General features: G+C 57.4%; 16 protein-coding genes and 1 tRNA gene. 13 read left to right on the top strand and 4 right to left on the bottom strand.

Features of this window, described 5'->3' with window-relative positions; all coding sequences use genetic code 11:
• Positions 1-154 precede the first annotated feature (154 nt).
• A complete protein-coding gene (locus tag AC13DJ_RS00460; protein ID WP_482933945.1) occupies positions 155-1132 on the top strand; it encodes an ATP-binding protein in 978 nt (325 codons plus the stop codon).
• A gap of 64 nt (positions 1133-1196) precedes the next feature.
• On the top strand, positions 1197-2522 hold the full coding sequence (locus tag AC13DJ_RS00455; protein ID WP_482933944.1) for a TniQ family protein: 1326 nt from the start codon (positions 1197-1199) through the stop codon (positions 2520-2522).
• A gap of 231 nt (positions 2523-2753) precedes the next feature.
• On the opposite strand, the gene AC13DJ_RS00450 is transcribed toward AC13DJ_RS00455, so the two are convergent.
• Positions 2754-2840: transfer RNA gene (locus AC13DJ_RS00450), tRNA-Leu, on the bottom strand.
• Between the two features lie 253 nt (positions 2841-3093).
• Between AC13DJ_RS00450 and rnr the strand changes: the two genes are divergently transcribed.
• The 8 genes from rnr to alr all read left to right on the top strand — a co-directional run bounded on the left by rnr (position 3094) and on the right by alr (position 11208).
• Positions 3094-5547 (top strand): ribonuclease R, encoded by a 2454-nt coding sequence (gene rnr, locus AC13DJ_RS00445; protein WP_473801784.1) that lies wholly within the window; start codon positions 3094-3096, stop codon positions 5545-5547.
• Positions 5548-5572: 25 nt separating this feature from the next.
• Positions 5573-6310: a 23S rRNA (guanosine(2251)-2'-O)-methyltransferase RlmB gene (gene rlmB, locus AC13DJ_RS00440; protein ID WP_473801783.1), complete on the top strand. Its 738-nt coding sequence runs from the start codon at positions 5573-5575 to the stop codon at positions 6308-6310.
• Positions 6311-6551: 241 nt separating this feature from the next.
• Positions 6552-6968: a 30S ribosomal protein S6 gene (gene rpsF, locus AC13DJ_RS00435; protein ID WP_058340370.1), complete on the top strand. Its 417-nt coding sequence runs from the start codon at positions 6552-6554 to the stop codon at positions 6966-6968.
• Positions 6969-6992: 24 nt separating this feature from the next.
• Complete coding sequence (rpsR, locus tag AC13DJ_RS00430) at positions 6993-7223, top strand: 30S ribosomal protein S18 (protein WP_008937282.1); 231 nt, start codon at positions 6993-6995, stop codon at positions 7221-7223.
• A 25-nt stretch (positions 7224-7248) separates the two neighbouring features.
• Entirely contained in the window at positions 7249-8115 is an 867-nt protein-coding gene (locus AC13DJ_RS00425) for a hypothetical protein (protein ID WP_022987836.1), read from the top strand.
• A gap of 20 nt (positions 8116-8135) precedes the next feature.
• Positions 8136-8582 carry a 50S ribosomal protein L9 gene (rplI, locus tag AC13DJ_RS00420; protein ID WP_022987835.1) on the top strand — a complete coding sequence of 149 codons (447 nt, stop codon included), beginning with the start codon at positions 8136-8138 and terminating at the stop codon, positions 8580-8582.
• Positions 8583-8728: 146 nt separating this feature from the next.
• A complete protein-coding gene (gene dnaB / locus AC13DJ_RS00415; RefSeq protein ID WP_288371569.1) occupies positions 8729-10135 on the top strand; it encodes a replicative DNA helicase in 1407 nt (468 codons plus the stop codon).
• Complete coding sequence (gene alr / locus AC13DJ_RS00410) at positions 10135-11208, top strand: alanine racemase (protein WP_273134142.1); 1074 nt, start codon at positions 10135-10137, stop codon at positions 11206-11208. The genes dnaB and alr overlap by 1 nt, the downstream gene beginning before the upstream one ends.
• Here the strand turns inward: alr and AC13DJ_RS00405 are convergent.
• On the bottom strand, positions 11183-11539 hold the full coding sequence (locus AC13DJ_RS00405; protein ID WP_022987832.1) for a hypothetical protein: 357 nt from the start codon (positions 11537-11539) through the stop codon (positions 11183-11185). The two genes, alr and AC13DJ_RS00405, sit on opposite strands and share 26 nt — an antisense overlap.
• A 156-nt stretch (positions 11540-11695) precedes the next feature.
• Here AC13DJ_RS00405 and AC13DJ_RS00400 point away from each other — a divergent pair, with 156 nt between their 5' ends.
• Positions 11696-12589, top strand: a complete 894-nt coding sequence (locus AC13DJ_RS00400; protein ID WP_058340367.1) for an SDR family oxidoreductase — start codon at positions 11696-11698, stop codon at positions 12587-12589.
• A 38-nt stretch (positions 12590-12627) separates the two neighbouring features.
• Here AC13DJ_RS00400 and fnr read toward each other — a convergent pair whose 3' ends face one another.
• The gene (fnr, locus tag AC13DJ_RS00395; protein WP_022987830.1) at positions 12628-13377 is read right to left on the bottom strand and encodes a fumarate/nitrate reduction transcriptional regulator Fnr; all 750 of its coding nucleotides are present in this window, start codon (positions 13375-13377) and stop codon (positions 12628-12630) included.
• An 85-nt stretch (positions 13378-13462) separates the two neighbouring features.
• Positions 13463-14386 (bottom strand): ribosome biogenesis GTPase YlqF, encoded by a 924-nt coding sequence (ylqF, locus tag AC13DJ_RS00390; protein ID WP_473801782.1) that lies wholly within the window; start codon positions 14384-14386, stop codon positions 13463-13465.
• A 235-nt stretch (positions 14387-14621) separates the two neighbouring features.
• Between ylqF and AC13DJ_RS00385 the strand changes: the two genes are divergently transcribed.
• Positions 14622-15062 carry a Spy/CpxP family protein refolding chaperone gene (locus AC13DJ_RS00385; protein ID WP_228285689.1) on the top strand — a complete coding sequence of 147 codons (441 nt, stop codon included), beginning with the start codon at positions 14622-14624 and terminating at the stop codon, positions 15060-15062.
• Between the two features lie 257 nt (positions 15063-15319).
• Positions 15320-17371 carry a BCCT family transporter gene (locus tag AC13DJ_RS00380; RefSeq protein ID WP_474543626.1) on the top strand — a complete coding sequence of 684 codons (2052 nt, stop codon included), beginning with the start codon at positions 15320-15322 and terminating at the stop codon, positions 17369-17371.
• Positions 17372-17554 lie beyond the last annotated feature (183 nt).

The following is a 17554-nucleotide window of genomic DNA, read 5'->3' as shown; positions in this document are numbered from 1 at the left end:
TCTGGTTGTGAAAGAGCATGCAGGTTAGACTCGGACATGGCGTATCATTCCTCTGTTGGTTGTGATCTTGGCGGTGATCAACCAACAGGATACGCCACCCCTTCAGCCTGCTTCCATACACCAGAAATCACCATAACTCAGAACGGGCAAACACATGATTATCGCGGCGGGTCCCACCGGTGTTGGAAAGACAACGCTCGCAAAGCGCTTGACTGACTATGTATACCGCGAGCTGGTACCGCAGTGGCACGAAGATCCCGGATGCATTCCCTGCGTTTGTGTTGAACTTCGGATGGAATCGCAGGCCGCTTTCGATTGGAAAGAATTGTACCGGCAAGTTCTGGTTGCTCTGAGAGAACCCTTGGTCGATCATAAATCGAAAATTAAAACGTCGACAGACCACCAACTAGGTCATGTCATGACCGGTGGGCACATGTCGGTGGCTCGGCTACGAACCGAAATGGAACAGGCCATCAAGGACCGAAAGACTCAAGTACTGATCCTGGATGAATTGCAGCATCTCTTTAAACACGGCACTGGGAAGGTCGAGCAGTACTATGACGTTTTAAAATCCATTTCTTCGCGCACCGGCTGCACGCTGGTCGGCATTGGGACCTATGAGCTCTGCTTCATGATGGATTGGAGCGCCCAGATGAATCGGGTCACCAGTTACATACAGTTCCCCAGATATGATTTCAGCTCTGAGCTCGATCAGCAGTCTTTTTTCAACGCCTACAGCGGCCTTTTGGCCCATGTGCCGATGAATCTTGATGAGAGGTTGCTGAGGCCCGATCTCGAGTATTTTTATATCGGCTGCTGTGGCTGCGTGGGTATTTTGAAAGATTGGGTCTACCGAGCAATGAAGCGAGCGCTTGCCTTCGATGCTAACAGCCTCAGTCAGGCTCATTTTGAGGCCACAATGCATCCGCTTAAAGCGATAAAGAGGATGGTTGAGGAAATCAGGGAGGGTGAAGACTGTTTCTGTCAACCTGACCTAGAGGAGGTTCGGCGCGAATTGCTCGGTGCTTCTCAGATGTCTGGCGTAGCGGAACAGAAATCGAAACGTGGTCGTCCGAAGCGGCAGCTGCCAGGTGTTCGGAAGCCAGGGAGGGATCCAGTCCATGTATCATGAAGAGTACCTATGCGCTCATCCAAGGAGTACCTTCCGCGCCATAGCGCCCAGAGGCGAGGGCGAAATGACAGAATCCCTGACTTCTTACGTGGGACGCGTCGCCTGGCACCACTCGTTGAAACCGGCGTTGCTAATCAGTTCAACGATTGATGTTGGCAAGTCTTCAGGGTTTCTCAAATCTGAGGTTGCGACCTGTTTCAATTCGTTGACGAGCAAGTCTGGGGCCATTGTGCAGAAGGTCTCCGAACTGGTTGGCCTACCTGTTGAGACTGTTGCTGCGATGACACTGATGCATCTTCATGATTATGTCGATCACAGTGCTCGAGGTTTGATCAGAAAGAAAAAGCAATGGTGTCCGAAGTGTTATCACGAAGACGATTCATCGGGAGAGAGGTTCGATCGACTGGCGTGGAGCCTGGAGCGGGTGTCGCATTGCTCAGAGCATAAATGCAAGTTGAGGGATTTCTGCCATCACTGCCTTGAGTCTCAGCCTTATCTGTCGACGAAGGTGCCCGTTGGATACTGCCACTACTGTCAAAAATCCTTATCGGAAAGTTTTTATGTAGTTTGTGGAGAGGAGGAATACGAGGAGAGCCTGGTTTTTTGCTCTCTGGTGTCCGGGCTCAACCAGCCGCCGCCTGAAGTGTCAGAAGAACACCTAATGTCAGAGCTAAGTCGACTGGTTTTGCTGTTTTCCGATGAGGGCGTACCACGTTTAGCTCGTTACCTGAAAATTGATCGACATTGCATGGAGCGCTGGTTAAGCGGAGAGACCAAGCCGGCTATATCCAGCGTGGAGAAAGTCTTTGGGCATTTTGGACTGCCATGGACTGATATTCTTGTAGGTAGAATCGGAGTAATCGAGGCACAAAAACGAAGTAAGCATCGGCGACTCCGTCCCAACCGAAAGAACATTAAGACCTGCCCGCGAGGCGAGCTTCGAGTCGTTGACGGGGAGGTTCTCGGTAAAGAAGAGCCGTCGCTTAAACAGCTCAGGCGAGCGCATTCGATTGAACAAATCAATCGTTATCTGGATGCCATTCTGAACGGAGAAATGATCCCACATTCAAGATCGAAGATAGCGTCCTCTCTCGGCGTCTCCGTCGGTTACCTTGAGTCCCTATTCGGCATGAAGGTTCGGCGTGTCTCAGATCTCTACAAAGATTATCGGGACGGGCTCAGCCTGACGCGCTCCGAGCAGTTGAGAGAGGCAATTCAAGCGGCTGTTCTTGCAACCATTGAAGAAGGGGAAGCGCCATCTTGGAAAAATGTCACTAGCCATCTTCCGGAAGATCTACAGAAACGTCATTCAATGGCAGAAATGTCGAGGATTCGCGTAGAGGTTCTTGCATCGTTGTGGGGTGAGGCGAATGACGCGATGGCGTCCTGAAGCAATTTACTTCCTCAATTTGCGCGAATTGAGTGGGAAATCTGGAAGCATAACGTTTCCATGACTGGGCGCTTTCCCGTAAAGCGCTGACTAATAATTGGTTTCAGTTTCAGGCCAAGGACGCTTAGGCTTTGGCAGGAGCAACCAGATAGGCCGACAGAAGGATATAGTTTCCGGATCGGAATGCTTATGAGTAAAACGACAAATCTTGCCATTTCCTGGGGGAGGAAATGGTGCCGAGGAGAGGACTTGAACCTCCACGGGGTTGCCCCCACTAGCACCTGAAGCTAGCGTGTCTACCAATTTCACCACCTCGGCAGGTGATTTGCAGATTCGCTGTTAGTTTGTTGAAAACTTAGCGTTTCTGCCAGCCCGGTGAGGTGTTCCCCTCAACCGATGGCGCGTACTTTAATGATTCCGTTCGGGGCTGTCAAACATTTTTTCAAAAAAAGTTTTCGCCGTATTTGTGCCTATTAATTGTCCCCTGGTTAGGCAGGTTCGACATACCAACGTTATACTGCAGGGATAATGAATTCCGCCGTAGTATCGCGGCCAGATAGCAAGGATCCGAATGGTTTCCAGGAAGAAAGAACACAAAGACCCTCACGCCAGTCGCGAGGCTCAGAAATACGAAAACCCCATCCAGAGCCGGGAGTTTATTCTCCAGCACCTGAAAGAGCGGGGGGCACCGGCCACCCATGAGACTCTGTGCCAGGAGCTTGGGCAAACTTCCGAGGAAGGTATAGAAGCCCTTCGCCGCCGGCTGATTGCCATGTGCCGCGACGGGCAGCTGATTTGTAACCGCCGGGATGCGTTCCTGCCTATAGAAGAAGCAGACCTGGTAACCGGCCGGGTGGTCGGGCATCGGGACGGCTTCGGTTTCCTGATTCCTGATGATGGCGGTTCCGACCTGTTTCTCACCGCGCGCCAGATGCGCCAGGTGTTTCACGGTGACCGTGTAGCTGCGCGGGTTGACCAGGTGGATGACCGTGGTCGCCGGGAAGGCAAGATTGTTGAAGTGCTCGAGCACCGTACCGAACAGATCGTTGGCCGCTTCTTCAAGGAAAGCGGTATTACCTTCGTGGTGCCCGAGAATGCCCGTATCAACCAGGAAATCCTGGTTCCGGACGAGCACGTAGGCAAGGCGGTGCATGGTCAGTATGTAGTCGTACAGATTCTGCGTCAGCCGACAATCCGTACCCAGCCGACAGGGCAGGTTGTCGAAATCCTGGGTGAGCACATGGCGCCCGGGATGGAAATTGATGTGGCCATCCGTTCCTACGAGATTCCCCACAGCTGGCCGTCCGCCGTGGGTGAGCAGGCAGCAGCGATTCCTGCCGAAGTGGCAGAGAAGGACAAAGCCAACCGGGTGGATATCCGCAATATGCGGCTGGTGACCATCGACGACGAAAGCGCCCGGGATTTCGATGACGCCATCTATTGCGAGCCGCGCCCCCGTGGTGGCTACCGGCTAGTGGTGGCGATTGCTGACGTATCTCACTATGTGCGTCCGGGTTCCCCGCTCGACGAAGAAGCCATTCAGCGTGGCAACTCGGTGTATTTCCCGGATCATGTCGTGCCCATGCTGCCGGAGAAGCTCTCCAATGGCCTGTGCTCCCTGAATCCGGGCGTGGATCGCCTGTGTATGGTGGCGGATATGACCATCAGTGCCGCTGGTAATATCAGTGGTTACACCTTCTACCAGGCGGTGATGCGCAGCCATGCCCGGCTGACCTACAACAAGGTCAGTGCCATGCTGGAGCATCCGGATACCGAGCAGGGCTACAAGCTCAGCAGCCATTACGCTGATTTGTTGCCGCACCTGCATAACCTGTATGAACTGTACAAGCTGCTGCGCCGTGCCCGCACCGAGCGGGGCGCCATCGATTTCGAAACCACCGAAACCAAGATTGTGTTCGATCCCGAGCGCAAGATTGAGGAAATCGTTCCGGTGCACAGGAACGATGCCCACAAGATTGTGGAAGAGTGCATGCTGTGCGCCAACGTGGCGACGGCGCGGTTCCTGAAAAAACACAAGATGCCGGCGCTTTACCGGGTACACGATGGCCCGTCGGAAGAGCGTCTGGGTAACCTGCGCCTGTTCCTGGGCGAGCTGGGTTTGCAGCTGGGTGGTGGTGACAAGCCCACCTCCGGTGATTACCAGCAGTTGCTGGAGCAGGTGGCGGATCGCCCGGATGCCAACGTCATCCAGATGGTGATGCTGCGTTCCCTGAGCCAGGCGGTCTACAGCCCGGAAGAAGCGGGCCACTTCGGCCTGGGCTTCCCCAGCTATACCCACTTTACGTCGCCGATTCGCCGCTACCCGGATTTGATTGTGCATCGGGCCATCAAGTCCCGCATCCATAATCCGGAAGTGACCAAGGATGTGGTCTCACCCAAGGTGGCGGATCCGCAGCTGGCAGAGTACCCCTACGACCTCGCCAAAATGGAACAGCTCGGTGAGCATTGTTCCATGACCGAGCGCCGGGCTGATGATGCCACCCGGGATGTGATGGCGTGGCTGAAGTGCGAATTCCTGCGTGACCACGTGGGCGAGGAGTACAACGGTGTGATTGCTGCCGTGGTGCCTTTCGGTTTCTTTGTGGAACTGTCTGATATCTACATTGAAGGCCTGGTGCACGTTTCCACCCTCAGTGGTGATTACTTCCACCACGATGCCGCCAAGCATCGCCTGATCGGCGAGCGCACGGCAGTCAGCTTCCGCCTGGGTGATGAGGTGCGTGTGAAGGTGGTGCGGGTCGACCTGGAAGATCGCAAGATTGACCTGGAGCTGGTCAGCACCCCGAAGAAGCGCACGGCAGACCGCGATGCCCTGGATATGTCCAAGCGTGAGTCCCGTGGTCGGGGCGATCGTGCAGGCAAGGGTGGTAAAGGCGGTAAGCGTACCGGCAAGCCGGCCAGTGCCAAGGAAAAGCTGGCGGCTGAAGCGGCCAGGGGCGCAGCGCGCAAAGGTGGCAAGGGCAAGTCTCCGGCGGCAGGCAAGAAGCGCAAGCCCCGCAAGTAACCAGTTACACAGGAATTGATCGTTAGTGTCTCAGGAATATGTATTTGGCTGGCACGCCGTGGATGCGGTGCTGAAGCGGGAGCCGGAACGGCTTCAGCAGGTATGGATCCAGACCGGACGGCAGGACAAGCGCGTAAAATCGGTGACCGATGCCCTGGATGGCCTGGGTGTGCGCTGGAAAGTAGTGCACCGCCGGGAGCTGGATGAACGCGTGTCCGGCGTCCACCAGGGTGTTGTGGCGGCCGTGGCGGAAAGCCGTGAATGGACGGAAGACGACCTGCTGGCCCAGCTGTCCAATAGCGACAAGCCGCCGTTTTTGCTGGTCCTTGATGGCGTAACCGATCCGCACAATCTCGGTGCCTGCATGCGCACCGCAGATGCGGTCGGTGTCCAGGCCGTTATTGTGCCCAAGGACAAGTCCGCGTCGCTCACACCGGTGGCCCGTAAAGTGGCCTGCGGTGCGGCAGAAACCGTGCCCTTTGTGCGGGTAACCAACCTGGCCCGCTTTCTGCGGGAGCTGAAAGACCTGGGGGTGTGGCTGATCGGCACCGCCGGCGAGGCCGATGCCGGCCTGTTCCAGGCTGATTTCAAGGGGCCGGTAGCGCTGGTTATGGGGGCCGAAGGCAAGGGTATGCGCCGGCTGACCCGGGAACACTGCGACCAGCTCATCAACATCCCCATGCAGGGCCATGTCGACAGCCTGAACGTATCGGTGGCGACCGGCGTTTGCCTGTACGAAGCCCTGCGCCAGCGACTCGGTTAATCCTTGCACTGCAGGCCCCTTGGGCCTAGAATACGTGACCCCTTTTTTAAGGGGCGGTTTTGTATTGCCTGCATTCCGGGCTGCAAAACGTCGCTTTTGATCTGGCCTTACCCGTAAGTGCCTTGTTGATAAAGCAAAAAAGAAGCCGGCAGCTTTGCTGTCACCTCCTTGCTTTCACGCTGGGTCGCGGTCCGGAAGGATCGCCGAAAGAAGAAAGCTGTTTAACCCGTAGGGAGAACTCATGCGTCACTACGAAATCGTTTTCATGGTACATCCGGATCAGAGCGAGCAGGTGCCCGCGATGATCGAGCGTTATACCAGCGTCATCACTGAAGATGGCGGTAAGGTACATCGCCTGGAAGATTGGGGCCGTCGTCACCTGGCATACCCGATCAACAAGATTCACAAGGCTCACTACGTACTGATGAACGCCGAATGTTCACAGGCCGCTATGGACGAGCTGACTCATAACTTCCGGTTCAACGATGCCATCATCCGTGACCTGATTCTGCGTCGCGACGAGGCTGTTACCGACATGTCTCCGATGAAAGCCGCTGAGTCCCGCGAGGACCGTCGTTCCGGCGGAGACGATCGTCCGCGTCGTTCAGCTGATTCTGACGACCGTCAGAGCAGCGCATCCCAGGACGAAGAAGAGTAATTAACCGGAGTTAGGAGTTACGTTATGGCTCGTTTTTTCAGACGTCGTAAGTTCTGTCGTTTCACGGCAGAAGGTGTTAAAGAGATCGATTACAAAGATCTGGACACCCTGAAAGGCTACATCACTGAAACCGGCAAAATCGTGCCCAGCCGCATCACCGGCACCAAAGCACGTTATCAGCGTCAGCTGGCTACCGCTATCAAGCGTGCCCGCTACCTGGCACTGCTGCCGTATACGGACAGCCACGATCACTAAGCACAGATAGACAGGACCCGGGACCATGCGTGCACTGGCACAGTATGTAATGCGCGGTCCCATGCAGGCCGGCGGGGTTGCGGCAGTTGCGACTGCATTACCCTTGCTGTTCTGGATTGGCGCAGCAGTTATCGGCCTGGTTATTTTGCGACTGGGCATCCGGCAGGGGCTGAACATCGGTCTCTGGGCAGTACTACCCGCACTGGGTTGGGCCACCTTCGGGCAGGATCCGACCGCGCTGGTGGTGCTGTTGCAGGTGATGCTGATGGCGTCGATTCTCAGAACATCGCTGTCCTGGGAGAGAGCGCTGCTGTCGGGCGCCTTTCTGATGATACTGACAGGGCTGATGATGCCCTTGATGTATCCGGCACTGCTGGACGAACTGGTCCAGGCCGGTGTCGGGTTTTACGAGCAATACAACGCCGAGGTGGCGCGGTCACTGGGCAGCGAACTTGAGCTGATCATCCGCAACACCATGAACGCCAGTATGGCGGGCACCTATTTCGCCACGGCCATTGGTATGACAATGCTGGCGAGGGCATGGCAGGCGGGGCTGTATAACCCCGGAGGTTTCCGCAAGGAATTCCATGCCCTGAGGTTGTCGCCGGCCATTGCGGTTGTGTGCGCTGTCACCATGGTGATAGGCCCGCTACTGGGGCTCAATTCCATGCTGCTGGCATGGGCTGCGGGAACACCGCTGTTCATCGCTTCGCTGGCACTGGTGCACGGGTTTGTTGGTCGTAAACAGTGGGGCGGGCAGGCATTGGTAGCATTCTACGTGCTACTGGTTCTGCTGGGTCCGAGTCTGATGATGCTTTTGTTGGTTCTGGCTTTTGTGGATAGCTGGCTGGATATCCGGGGGCGAATAAAACCCGCCGGGCCGGCTGAATAAAGCACGAAGAGGTTAACGAGATGGAAGTTATTCTGCTCGAGAAAGTAGCAAACCTTGGCTCCCTGGGTGACAAGGTAAAGGTTAAGGCCGGTTACGGTCGTAATTTCCTGCTGCCGTATGGCAAGGCTGTTCCTGCCACGGCTGCAAACGTACAGGCGTTCGAAGAGCGTCGTGCCGAGCTGGAAAAAGCTGCCGCTGAGAAGCTGGCCGCTGCCCAGGCCCGTGCCGAGGCTCTGGAAGGTGCGTCCTTCACCATCAGCTCCAAGGCTGGTGAAGAAGGCAAGCTGTTCGGTTCTATCGGTGTTCGTGACATCGCAGAAGCTGTTTCTGCCGGTGGCACTGAAGTCGAGAAGAGCGAAGTTCGTCTGCCGGAAGGTCCGCTCCGGACTGTCGGCGAGTTCGACATCGAACTGCAGCTGCACACTGATGTTGAAGTTACTATCAAGCTGGCGGTTGTTGCCGAGTAATCGGTAGCCGCTACAGGTAGCTTCAAAGGAGCTGAAACCCCGGGTTTCAGTTTCCCCAGACGGGCCCGAACCGGAGACGGTTTCGGGCCCGTTGCTTTCTGGTATTCTTGTACTCCCGTATTCCCATTTCAATGTTGTCGGTATTTATGGCCAATCCCACTCTGAAACCTGCGTCGATGGATCCCGAAACCAGCCGGATCAAGGTTCCCCCACATTCGGTAGAGGCAGAACAGGCTGTTCTCGGTGGTTTGATGCTGGATAACCGCCGTTTTGACGAAATCTCCGAAGTTATTTCTGCCTCCGACTTTTACCGGCAGGATCATCGGCTGATCTTCGGTGCGGTGGAACGGCTGGCCAGCGAAAGCGAGCCGCTGGATGTGGTTACCCTGGCCGAGTTCCTGGAGCGGGCCGGCGACATTGAAGATGCCGGCGGCTTGTCGTACCTGGCCGAGCTGGCCGAGAAAACCCCGGGCGCGGCGAATATTCGCGCCTACGCTGACATTGTCCGCGAGCGTTCGATCCTGCGAAAGCTGGTGGAAGTTTCCGGCCAGATTTCCGACTCGGCCTTTAACCCGCAGGGTCGTAAAAGCAGCGAGATTCTGGACGAAGCCGAGCGCAGCGTGTTCCAGATTGCAGAATCCCGCAGCAAGGAGGGCTCTGGTCCCAAGGCCATCAACCCGATCCTGGCCACCACCCTGAGCCGTATTGAAGAGTTGTTCGAATCCGGCGAGCAGACCACCGGCCTGACCACCGGTTTCCGGGACCTGGACGACCAGACCTCCGGTATGCAGCCGGCAGACCTGATTATCGTGGCGGGGCGGCCCTCGATGGGTAAGACCACCTTCGCCATGAACATTGTTGAAAACGCACTGATCAGCACCGGTACTCCCATCCTGGTGTTCAGTATGGAAATGCCCGCCGATGCACTGGCCATGCGTATGCTGTCGTCGCTGGGCCGGATCGACCAGACCAAGGTACGAAGCGGCAAGCTGGAAGAAGACGACTGGCCGCGGTTGACCTCGGCGGTCAGCCTGCTGAAAGACAAGCCCCTGTACATAGACGACACCCCGGGCCTGAGCCCCACGGAAATGCGTTCCCGTGCGCGCCGTATTGCCCGGGAAAACGGCGGCAAGATCGGCCTGATCATGGTCGACTACCTGCAGTTGATGCGGGTGCCCGGTAACACCGAGGGCCGTACCGCCGAGATCTCGGAAATTTCCCGTTCCCTGAAAGGCATTGCCAAGGAACTGAGCTGCCCGGTGGTTGCCCTGTCGCAGCTGAACCGGAGCCTGGAACAGCGGCCCAACAAGCGCCCGGTGAACTCGGACTTGCGGGAATCCGGTGCGATCGAGCAAGACGCCGACGTCATCATGTTTGTATACCGGGACGAGGTGTACAACGAAGACACCCAGGATAAAGGCATTGCCGAGATCATCATCGGTAAGCAGCGGAACGGCCCCATCGGCACCATTCGCCTGGCGTTTATCGGGAAGTACACCAAGTTTGAGGACCTCGCCCACGGGGATTACAGTGACTACGGTGGTGATTACTGATGCCACGCCCCACCGTTGCCCGTATCGACCTTGAGGCGATCAGGTTCAATTATCAACTGGCCCGGCAGAAGGCCGGCAACGCACGGGCCATGGCTGTGGTCAAGGCCGACGGCTATGGCCATGGCATCCAGGCGGTGGCCGGTGCCCTGGACGGGCTGGCCGGGAAATACGCCGTAGCTTGCCTTGAAGAAGCGGAAGCCATCCGTGAGGCGGGCTTGCAGCAACCTGTGGTGTTGTTGCAGGGCGTGCATGAAGCAAGAGACCTGGCCCGTTGTGCAGCCATGGACTTCGAGCCGGTGTTGCACTGCCGGCAGCAGCTGGGCTGGCTGTCTGAAGCCTCGGTACCGAGCTTCTGGCTGAAGGTAAATACCGGTATGAACCGGCTGGGTTTCCGGCCCCGGGAGTTACCGGAGGTAGTGGCCGGCCTGGAGTCCATGGGCGCCCGAACCCGGTTACAGGGCTTTGTCACCCACTTTGCCTGTGCGGATGACCTGGCCAGTGATTTCACCGGCCAGCAAACCCGCAGCTTTGAAGCGGCGGTCGCGCCCTGGCCGGATCTGATGCGCAGTGTCGGTAACTCGGCGGCCCATTTCCGGCCCAACCAACCCCTCTACGAATGGAGCCGGCCTGGCATCATGCTGTACGGCGCCTCGCCAATGATTGGTAAAACCGGACCGGATCTGGGGCTGAAACCGGCCATGACCCTGGAGGCACCGCTGATCACCACCCGCACCGTGCGTGCCGGTGAAGCCATTGGCTATGGGTGCACCTTTACCGCAGACCGGGACACCCGCATGGGCATGGTGGCGATCGGTTACGGCGACGGCTACCCGCGCCATGCGGGCACGGGAACGCCGGCGGCCATCAATGGCCAGCGCATACGGCTGCTGGGCCGCGTATCCATGGATATGCTGGCGGTGGACCTGGGCAATGCGCCTCAGGCCCGTGAAGGGGACAGGGTGGAGCTTTGGGGCCCGACCGTCAGCGTGGATGAGGTGGCGGAATGTGCCGGCACCATCGGCTATGAGTTACTGACCGGGGTTTCTGCTAGGGTGCCTCGGGTTCATGAATGATCTCCTCGATGAAATCGAGAATCGCCGCCAGGCTACGGTCATCCAGTTTTTTCAGAACCTTGTGAATCACCATCTTGCTGCCTTTGAGCATGCTGCTGATGCCCATCCTGGCCATGCCCATCATCATGCTGCCGGCTTTCAGGCGGCGCAGCGGTTCGATGAAGAAGAAATCCAGCCCGGCTTCGGTCAGCTCGTTGATCAGGTCGTACAGCTGTTCAATAGCCTGCTTGTCGGCCTTGCCGCGGCTTTTCAGCTCGCTTACTGTGTACAGCGCGCGGGTACGGAGTTCATCGGGAATCGGGGCAACAATATGGCTCTGTTGTTTCAGCATAGGGCTTCCTGTTGTTGTATGCTCGCAAGTGAGACTTCAATTAACACCGGCGTTTCAGGTTGCAGGCATAGTGCAGCAACCCTCCGCTCCGGCCATTGGCCTGAGTGGTTCCCGACAGGCGTCATATCAGTGATATTCCGGAGGCGTTGATTCCGCGTGCATGTACTTGTTGTTCACGACTACGGCCCACTGGGGAAAGTGCTCCTGGAGCGCTTGCGCAAAACCCATCTGCGGGTGAGCCCTTTGCTGGTCAGCGACCCGGCCAATGCCGACCTGAAAGCCCTGGAAAGCTGGATTCCGGAAGATGCAGACCTGATTGTGAATGCGCTCTGGCTGGCTGACCCGGAGAAAGCCGAAGCCAACCGGGAAGCTGCCCATGAGGTGGCCTTTTCGCTGCCCCTGTGCCTGGCCGAGCACGCCCGGGACCGAGGCATGGCGCTGCTGCAGTTGTCTTCCTGCTACGTGTTTGACGGTCGCAAACAGGGTGCTTACATAGCGTCTAACCCGGGCCAGCCAATCAACGAGCTGGGCCGCTGGCAGTGGGAGTGTGAACAGGCGCTGCGTACACTGCTGCCCCGGCACATCCTGCTGCGTACCGGTTGGAGCCTGGGCCGCTTTATCCGCAAGCTGTACGAAAGCACGGGGCGCGCAGACACCTTGTCGCTGCCCGGCCGCTGCCAGGGCCAGCCGGTGGCAGTCCAGGACCTTGCCCGGGTGATAAGTGCGATTGTGCTGCAACTGGATTGCGGTGCCGAAGTCTGGGGCACCTATCAGTATGCCGGTTCCGAAGAGATCAACCTGTATGAGCTGGGGCTGGCGATCGCCGGTATGCCCGGTATTCCGGAAGACATTCGCGTGGTGGACGAACTGCCAGAGTGGGGACACCTGGAGCCGGTAAACACCACCATGGTGTGCAGCAAGATCAAGAACACGTTCGGTATCAAGCAGCTGCCCTGGCGCACATGGCTAAATGAAGAGGTTGCCATGATCAAGGGTACGGGTAGTATCGACGAAAAAGCTGAAGAGAAGACCGAGCCGACGGACCTGTAATCCGCCGGCCAGTGATATTCAGAAAGGAGTCAGGGTGGTTACTGACAGCCCTGGCGGGCGAAGTCACGGGTAACCAGCTGCAGGGCTTCTACATCCAGCAGTTCTACTTCACGGCCACGGGCACGGATAATGCCCTGGTTCTGGAAGCGGGTGAACACCCGGCTAACGGTTTCTACTGCCAGGCCCAGGAAGTTGGCAATGTCGTTCCGTGCCATGGGCAGGCTGAAGTTGGTCGGCGACATGCGACGGCGACGGAAGCGGCTGGACAGTGACAGCAGCAGGGCGGCAATGCGCTCTTCTGCGGTGTTCTTGCTCAGCAACATGGCCAACTGGTGGCTGTTCTGGATTTCCTGGCTCAGCAAGTGGTACATATGATGCTGAAGCTCGGGCAGTTTGCCGGTGAGCTCTTCCAGCTTTTCGATCGGGAACTCGCACACACTGGTGCGTTCCAGGGCCTTGGCCGTGCAGGCGTAGGTGTCGCTGCTCATGCTGTCGAGCCCGACCAGCTCGCCAGGCATAAAGAAGCCGGTCACCTGCTCGTCACCGCCTTCGGTAATGATAGAGGTCTTCACCGACCCGCTCTTCACCGCAAAGCAGGACCGCATCGGGGTGCTCTGGTCAAAGATGTGCTCGCCCCGGTTGTAGATTTTGCCCTGCTGGACAATATCTTCGAGCCGCTCGAGATCGTTCTCTTCAACGGCAAGGGGAAGGCAGAGGTTGCTCAGGCTACACTGCTGGCATGAGGCTTTGAGCGGAGACACTTGGTGGAGATGAATTGCCTGGGCCATAGTTGATAAACCATCCGGGTTGATCCAAATCAAGCATAGCAGAATGGTAGCCTGATATGTAAGTGTTGAACAGCGAACGATCGATTCAGCGTTTCTTTCGTTTCCGCTGTTCGGCTTTGAGGGCTTTTTCCTTCGCTTCCTGCTCTTCCTTGATACGCGCTGCTGCCAGTTCCTGTTCAACCATGTCAGGTGTTTCCAGGGAAATCTGCCCCAGTGTGCCGGCCCGGAATTCGTTCAGCAACACCTCGGAAACCTTGTGCAGGTCCGGTACGCCGCCGCGGCCCAGAAAGCGCCGCTTTTCCGCAATGGCGTCCATCAACGCCAGCCCGTCCTGTGGCTTCTGGTCGAGGCCGTAGCGGGCCATGACCAGCTCCGGGTAGGCCTGCACCAGGTAGTCGGCTTCAAACATTGCAACATCTTCAAAATCCAGTACCGCGCTGCGGATGGCGCCGGTGACGGCCAGCCGGTAGCCGCACTGCTCCGGTGACAGCTTGGGCCAGAGAAAGCCCGGGGTGTCGTACAGCAGCACGTTATCCGGCAGCTTGATGGCTTGCTGGGCCCGGGTAACCGCCGGCTCGTTGCCGGTCTTGGCGGCGGGGCGACCGGCCAGGGTGTTGATCAGCGTGGACTTGCCCACGTTGGGGATGCCCAGAATCATCACCCGCAGGGCGCTTTTCTCCCGGTTGTGGGTCGGGGTCATTTCCTCGGCCAGCTTGAGGATGCCCAGGGCTTCCTGGCGCTGGTTGTGGGTGAGGGTGATGGCCCGCACTCCGCGTTCCTTTTCAATCCAGGCCAGCCATTGTTCGGTGATCGCCGGGTCTGCCAGGTCTCGCTTGTTCAAAACCTTGATCAGCGGCGTGTCGCCACGCAGCGACGGCACCAGCGGGTTCTCGCTGCTGAACGGGATTCTGGCGTCTACCACCTCGATGATCAGGTCCATCTGGGGCATGACCTGTTTGATCTCCTTGCGAGCCTTATGCATATGCCCGGGAAACCAGTTAATCGCCATCGGTGTTGCTCCGCCTGTTGCTGAAAGGCGCCATTATGCAGGGGAATGACTAAACTTTCACATTTATCGGAAGCCCCGTGATGTCTGGGCTGGCAACGGTTTTTCTGTGTGCTGTGTACAGAATGACGGGATATCGGGATGAAATCCGGTGTGTGATTGTTTTAGGGTGTGGGGTCTCAAACGTTAAGCCAATAAACGGCGGCTTTGACAGTGGCCGTCTGCGATGGAGAAAATTATGCAGCAAGTTGTGAAATTTATCGGTTCCGCACTGATTGCTCTAAGCCTGTCGGCCACCGCATTCGCCCAGCAGCCCGGTCAGCCGGACCAGGTTGCCCAGCTTGCAGAAATGGTGGGGCTGTCTGACGACCAGCAGAGCGAAATCCGCGACATTATTGATGACATGCAGGGCGAGATCGGCGAGCTGCGCCAGAGTGCCCAGAACCTGCAACAGAAGCTGCAGGGTGAAATCAAGCCGGACTACAACGAATCCGCCATCCGCGACAACGCTGAAGAGCTGGGTGATGTAACCGGTGAAATTGCAGCGCTTTCCGCACTGATGCAAGCGAAAGTGGATGCCGTTTTCACTGAGGAGCAGCGCGCAGAGCTGGACCGCCAGATGCAGGAAATGCAGCGTCAGATGCAGCAACAGCGCCAGATGATGCAGCCGGGCCAGTAAGTTCGCCCGTTGTTACACTGCCCGCGCCTGCCGATGCTGCAGGTGCGGGTTGTTTTCTCTTCGGTTACCCCCTTTGCCACTCCGCCTTTTCCCCGCAATTCTTTCGGTACAAAAGCCTTGACCGGTCTATAAGTTTATTTCACGGTTAGAAGTATTCTGTGTAATCCAAATAATGCATTTGATCCTATACTTTTCGTAATGCTCGAAAGGGCTCGCAAGAAGCCCTGTAAAACTCACTCATAACATGGATGGACTCTATGGCTTCAGATACGAAAGCTATCCGTTCCACTATCCTCGTACCGGTCTTTATTCCGGCCGTTGTTGTTGCGCTGTTGCTGGTGATCGGAACCATCAGCAATCCCGAGCTGGCAGGGGAAGCGTTCAGCGCGACCCTGGCCTGGATTACCGATACCTTCGGCTGGTTCTACATGCTGTCGGTTGCCATCTTCCTGGTCTTTATTGTCTCTGTGGGGGCATCCAAGTGGGGCAATATCAAACTGGGGCCGGATCATGCGGAAGCCCAGTACTCCTTCCCGGAATGGTTTGCCATGCTGTTCTCGGCCGGCTACGGTATCGCGCTGCTGTTCTTTGGCGTGGCCGAGCCTGTGCTGCATTACGCCACGCCGCCTGCCGGCGCTGCTGAAACCGTCGATGCGGCCAAGCAGGCCATGCAGATTGCTTTCTTCCACTGGGGCTTTCATATCTGGGCTATCTACGGCCTGGTAGGCCTGGTGCTGGCGTACTTTGCCTTCCGCCATGGTCTGCCGCTGTCTATCCGCTCCGCGCTCTACCCGCTGATTGGCGAGAAGATCTACGGCCCCATCGGCCATGCAGTGGATATCTTCGCCATTCTGGGCACCATGTTTGGTATTGCCACTACGCTGGGGCTGTCGGTCACCCAGATCAACGCAGGTATCAATTATCTCTGGCCCTCGGTGCCCATCAGTACCACGGTGCAGATTATTGCCATTGCGGTGATTACCGCGGCGGCGACCGTGTCGGTGGTGGCAGGTATGGATAAGGGCGTAAAGCGTCTGTCCATTCTCAATATGGTGCTGGCGGTATCCCTGATGCTGTTTGTGTTTGTGGTCGGGCCCACCATCCACATCCTGGAAACCTTCCTGCAGAACACCGGCAGCTACCTGAGCGGTATTGTCGAGCGTACCTTCAACCTGCAGGCCTACACCCGCAGTGACTGGATCGGTAACTGGACGCTGTTCATCTTCGGCTGGACCATCGCCTGGGCGCCTTTCGTGGGCATGTTTATCGCCAAGATCAGCCGCGGCCGTACCATCCGCCAGTTTGTGTTCGGTGTGATGCTGGTGCCGTCGGTGTTCACCTTCCTGTGGTTCTCGGTATTCGGCGACACCGCCCTGAACCTGATCATGAACGAAGGCCTGGATACGCTGATTGCTGACGTACAGGCTGACCACGCGGTTGCCCTGTTCAAGCTGTTCGACGTGCTGCCCTGGTCGTTCTTTATTTCCCTGCTGACGGTGTTGCTGATCATCACCTTCTTTGTCACCTCGTCTGACTCAGGCTCGCTGGTGATTGACTCCCTGGCTTCCGGTGGCGTGATCAATACCCCGGCATGGCAGCGGGTGTTCTGGGCCGTGCTGGAAGGTGCGGTTGCAGCGGTGCTGCTGCTGGCAGGCGGGCTGAGTGCCTTGCAGACCATGACCATTGCCAGCGCCTTGCCATTTGCCATCATCATGCTGATTGCCGCCGTTGGTATGTGGCGGGCCCTTGTGATTGAAGGGCACCGTGAAACCAGCCTGCAGGCGCACATGATGAGCAGCCGGCACATGACCGGCTCCCAATGGAAGCATCGCCTGGCGGCGATTGTGGAATTCCCGGGCCAGCACGAAGTGGAAATGTTCATCAAGAACACTGCCATGAATGCCATGCGGGAAGTGGAGCAGGAATTGAAGGCCAAGGGCTGGGATGCAACCGCCGAGTTCGATGCCGAGAATCTGCGTTCGCACCTGCAGGTGCACCGTGAGCACCATGTCGACTTCATCTACGATGTGCGGCTGACCGAGCACCCGATGCCGGGCTTTGTCTACGGCGAGCTCAAGCGTGACCCGGACGAGCCTGAAGCCTATTTTCGGGCAGAAGTCTATCTGCGCCGGGGCGGTCGTTCCTACGACGTGTTCGGCTACGATGAGCATGACATCATCAAGGACATTCTCGACCAGTTCGAGAACTACCTGCACTTCCTCAATATCTCGCCGGGCAAGCTGCCATGGGATATGAATGAGCATGATGACATGATCAACACCGACGACCCGGAGCCAGGCAAGGCCTGATCCGGTAACTGCAAAAACCCCGCCCGAGCCATGCTCCGGCGGGGTTTTTTGTTTGCCCGGCGAAGCCGGCAAACCCGGCCATCTGAAAGAAGATGGCGTCACCCCGACTGAGGGGAAGACAATCCGACTGGCAAGGGCGTCACTGGCCAACGGTGGGGTCTGAAGGAAGCCATAGGAAGTTAA

The organism is Marinobacter sp. L-46 (assembly GCF_056859535.1).
This window is presented reverse-complemented; position numbering and strand designations above follow the sequence as displayed.

What these genes read in the sequence shown, in the direction of transcription:
- AC13DJ_RS00460 (WP_482933945.1), top strand. Translation starts at nt 155, where the DNA reads ATGATTATCGCGGCGGGTCCCACCGGTGTTGGAAAGACAACGCTCGCA.
- AC13DJ_RS00455 (WP_482933944.1), top strand. Translation starts at nt 1,197, where the DNA reads ATGACAGAATCCCTGACTTCTTACGTGGGACGCGTCGCCTGGCACCAC.
- rnr (WP_473801784.1), top strand. Translation starts at nt 3,094, where the DNA reads ATGGTTTCCAGGAAGAAAGAACACAAAGACCCTCACGCCAGTCGCGAG.
- rpsF (WP_058340370.1), top strand. Translation starts at nt 6,552, where the DNA reads ATGCGTCACTACGAAATCGTTTTCATGGTACATCCGGATCAGAGCGAG.
- rpsR (WP_008937282.1), top strand. Translation starts at nt 6,993, where the DNA reads ATGGCTCGTTTTTTCAGACGTCGTAAGTTCTGTCGTTTCACGGCAGAA.
- AC13DJ_RS00425 (WP_022987836.1), top strand. Translation starts at nt 7,249, where the DNA reads ATGCGTGCACTGGCACAGTATGTAATGCGCGGTCCCATGCAGGCCGGC.
- rplI (WP_022987835.1), top strand. Translation starts at nt 8,136, where the DNA reads ATGGAAGTTATTCTGCTCGAGAAAGTAGCAAACCTTGGCTCCCTGGGT.
- dnaB (WP_288371569.1), top strand. Translation starts at nt 8,729, where the DNA reads ATGGCCAATCCCACTCTGAAACCTGCGTCGATGGATCCCGAAACCAGC.
- alr (WP_273134142.1), top strand. Translation starts at nt 10,135, where the DNA reads ATGCCACGCCCCACCGTTGCCCGTATCGACCTTGAGGCGATCAGGTTC.
- AC13DJ_RS00405 (WP_022987832.1), bottom strand. Translation starts at nt 11,539, where the DNA reads ATGCTGAAACAACAGAGCCATATTGTTGCCCCGATTCCCGATGAACTC.
- fnr (WP_022987830.1), bottom strand. Translation starts at nt 13,377, where the DNA reads ATGGCCCAGGCAATTCATCTCCACCAAGTGTCTCCGCTCAAAGCCTCA.
- ylqF (WP_473801782.1), bottom strand. Translation starts at nt 14,386, where the DNA reads ATGGCGATTAACTGGTTTCCCGGGCATATGCATAAGGCTCGCAAGGAG.
- AC13DJ_RS00385 (WP_228285689.1), top strand. Translation starts at nt 14,622, where the DNA reads ATGCAGCAAGTTGTGAAATTTATCGGTTCCGCACTGATTGCTCTAAGC.
- AC13DJ_RS00380 (WP_474543626.1), top strand. Translation starts at nt 15,320, where the DNA reads ATGGCTTCAGATACGAAAGCTATCCGTTCCACTATCCTCGTACCGGTC.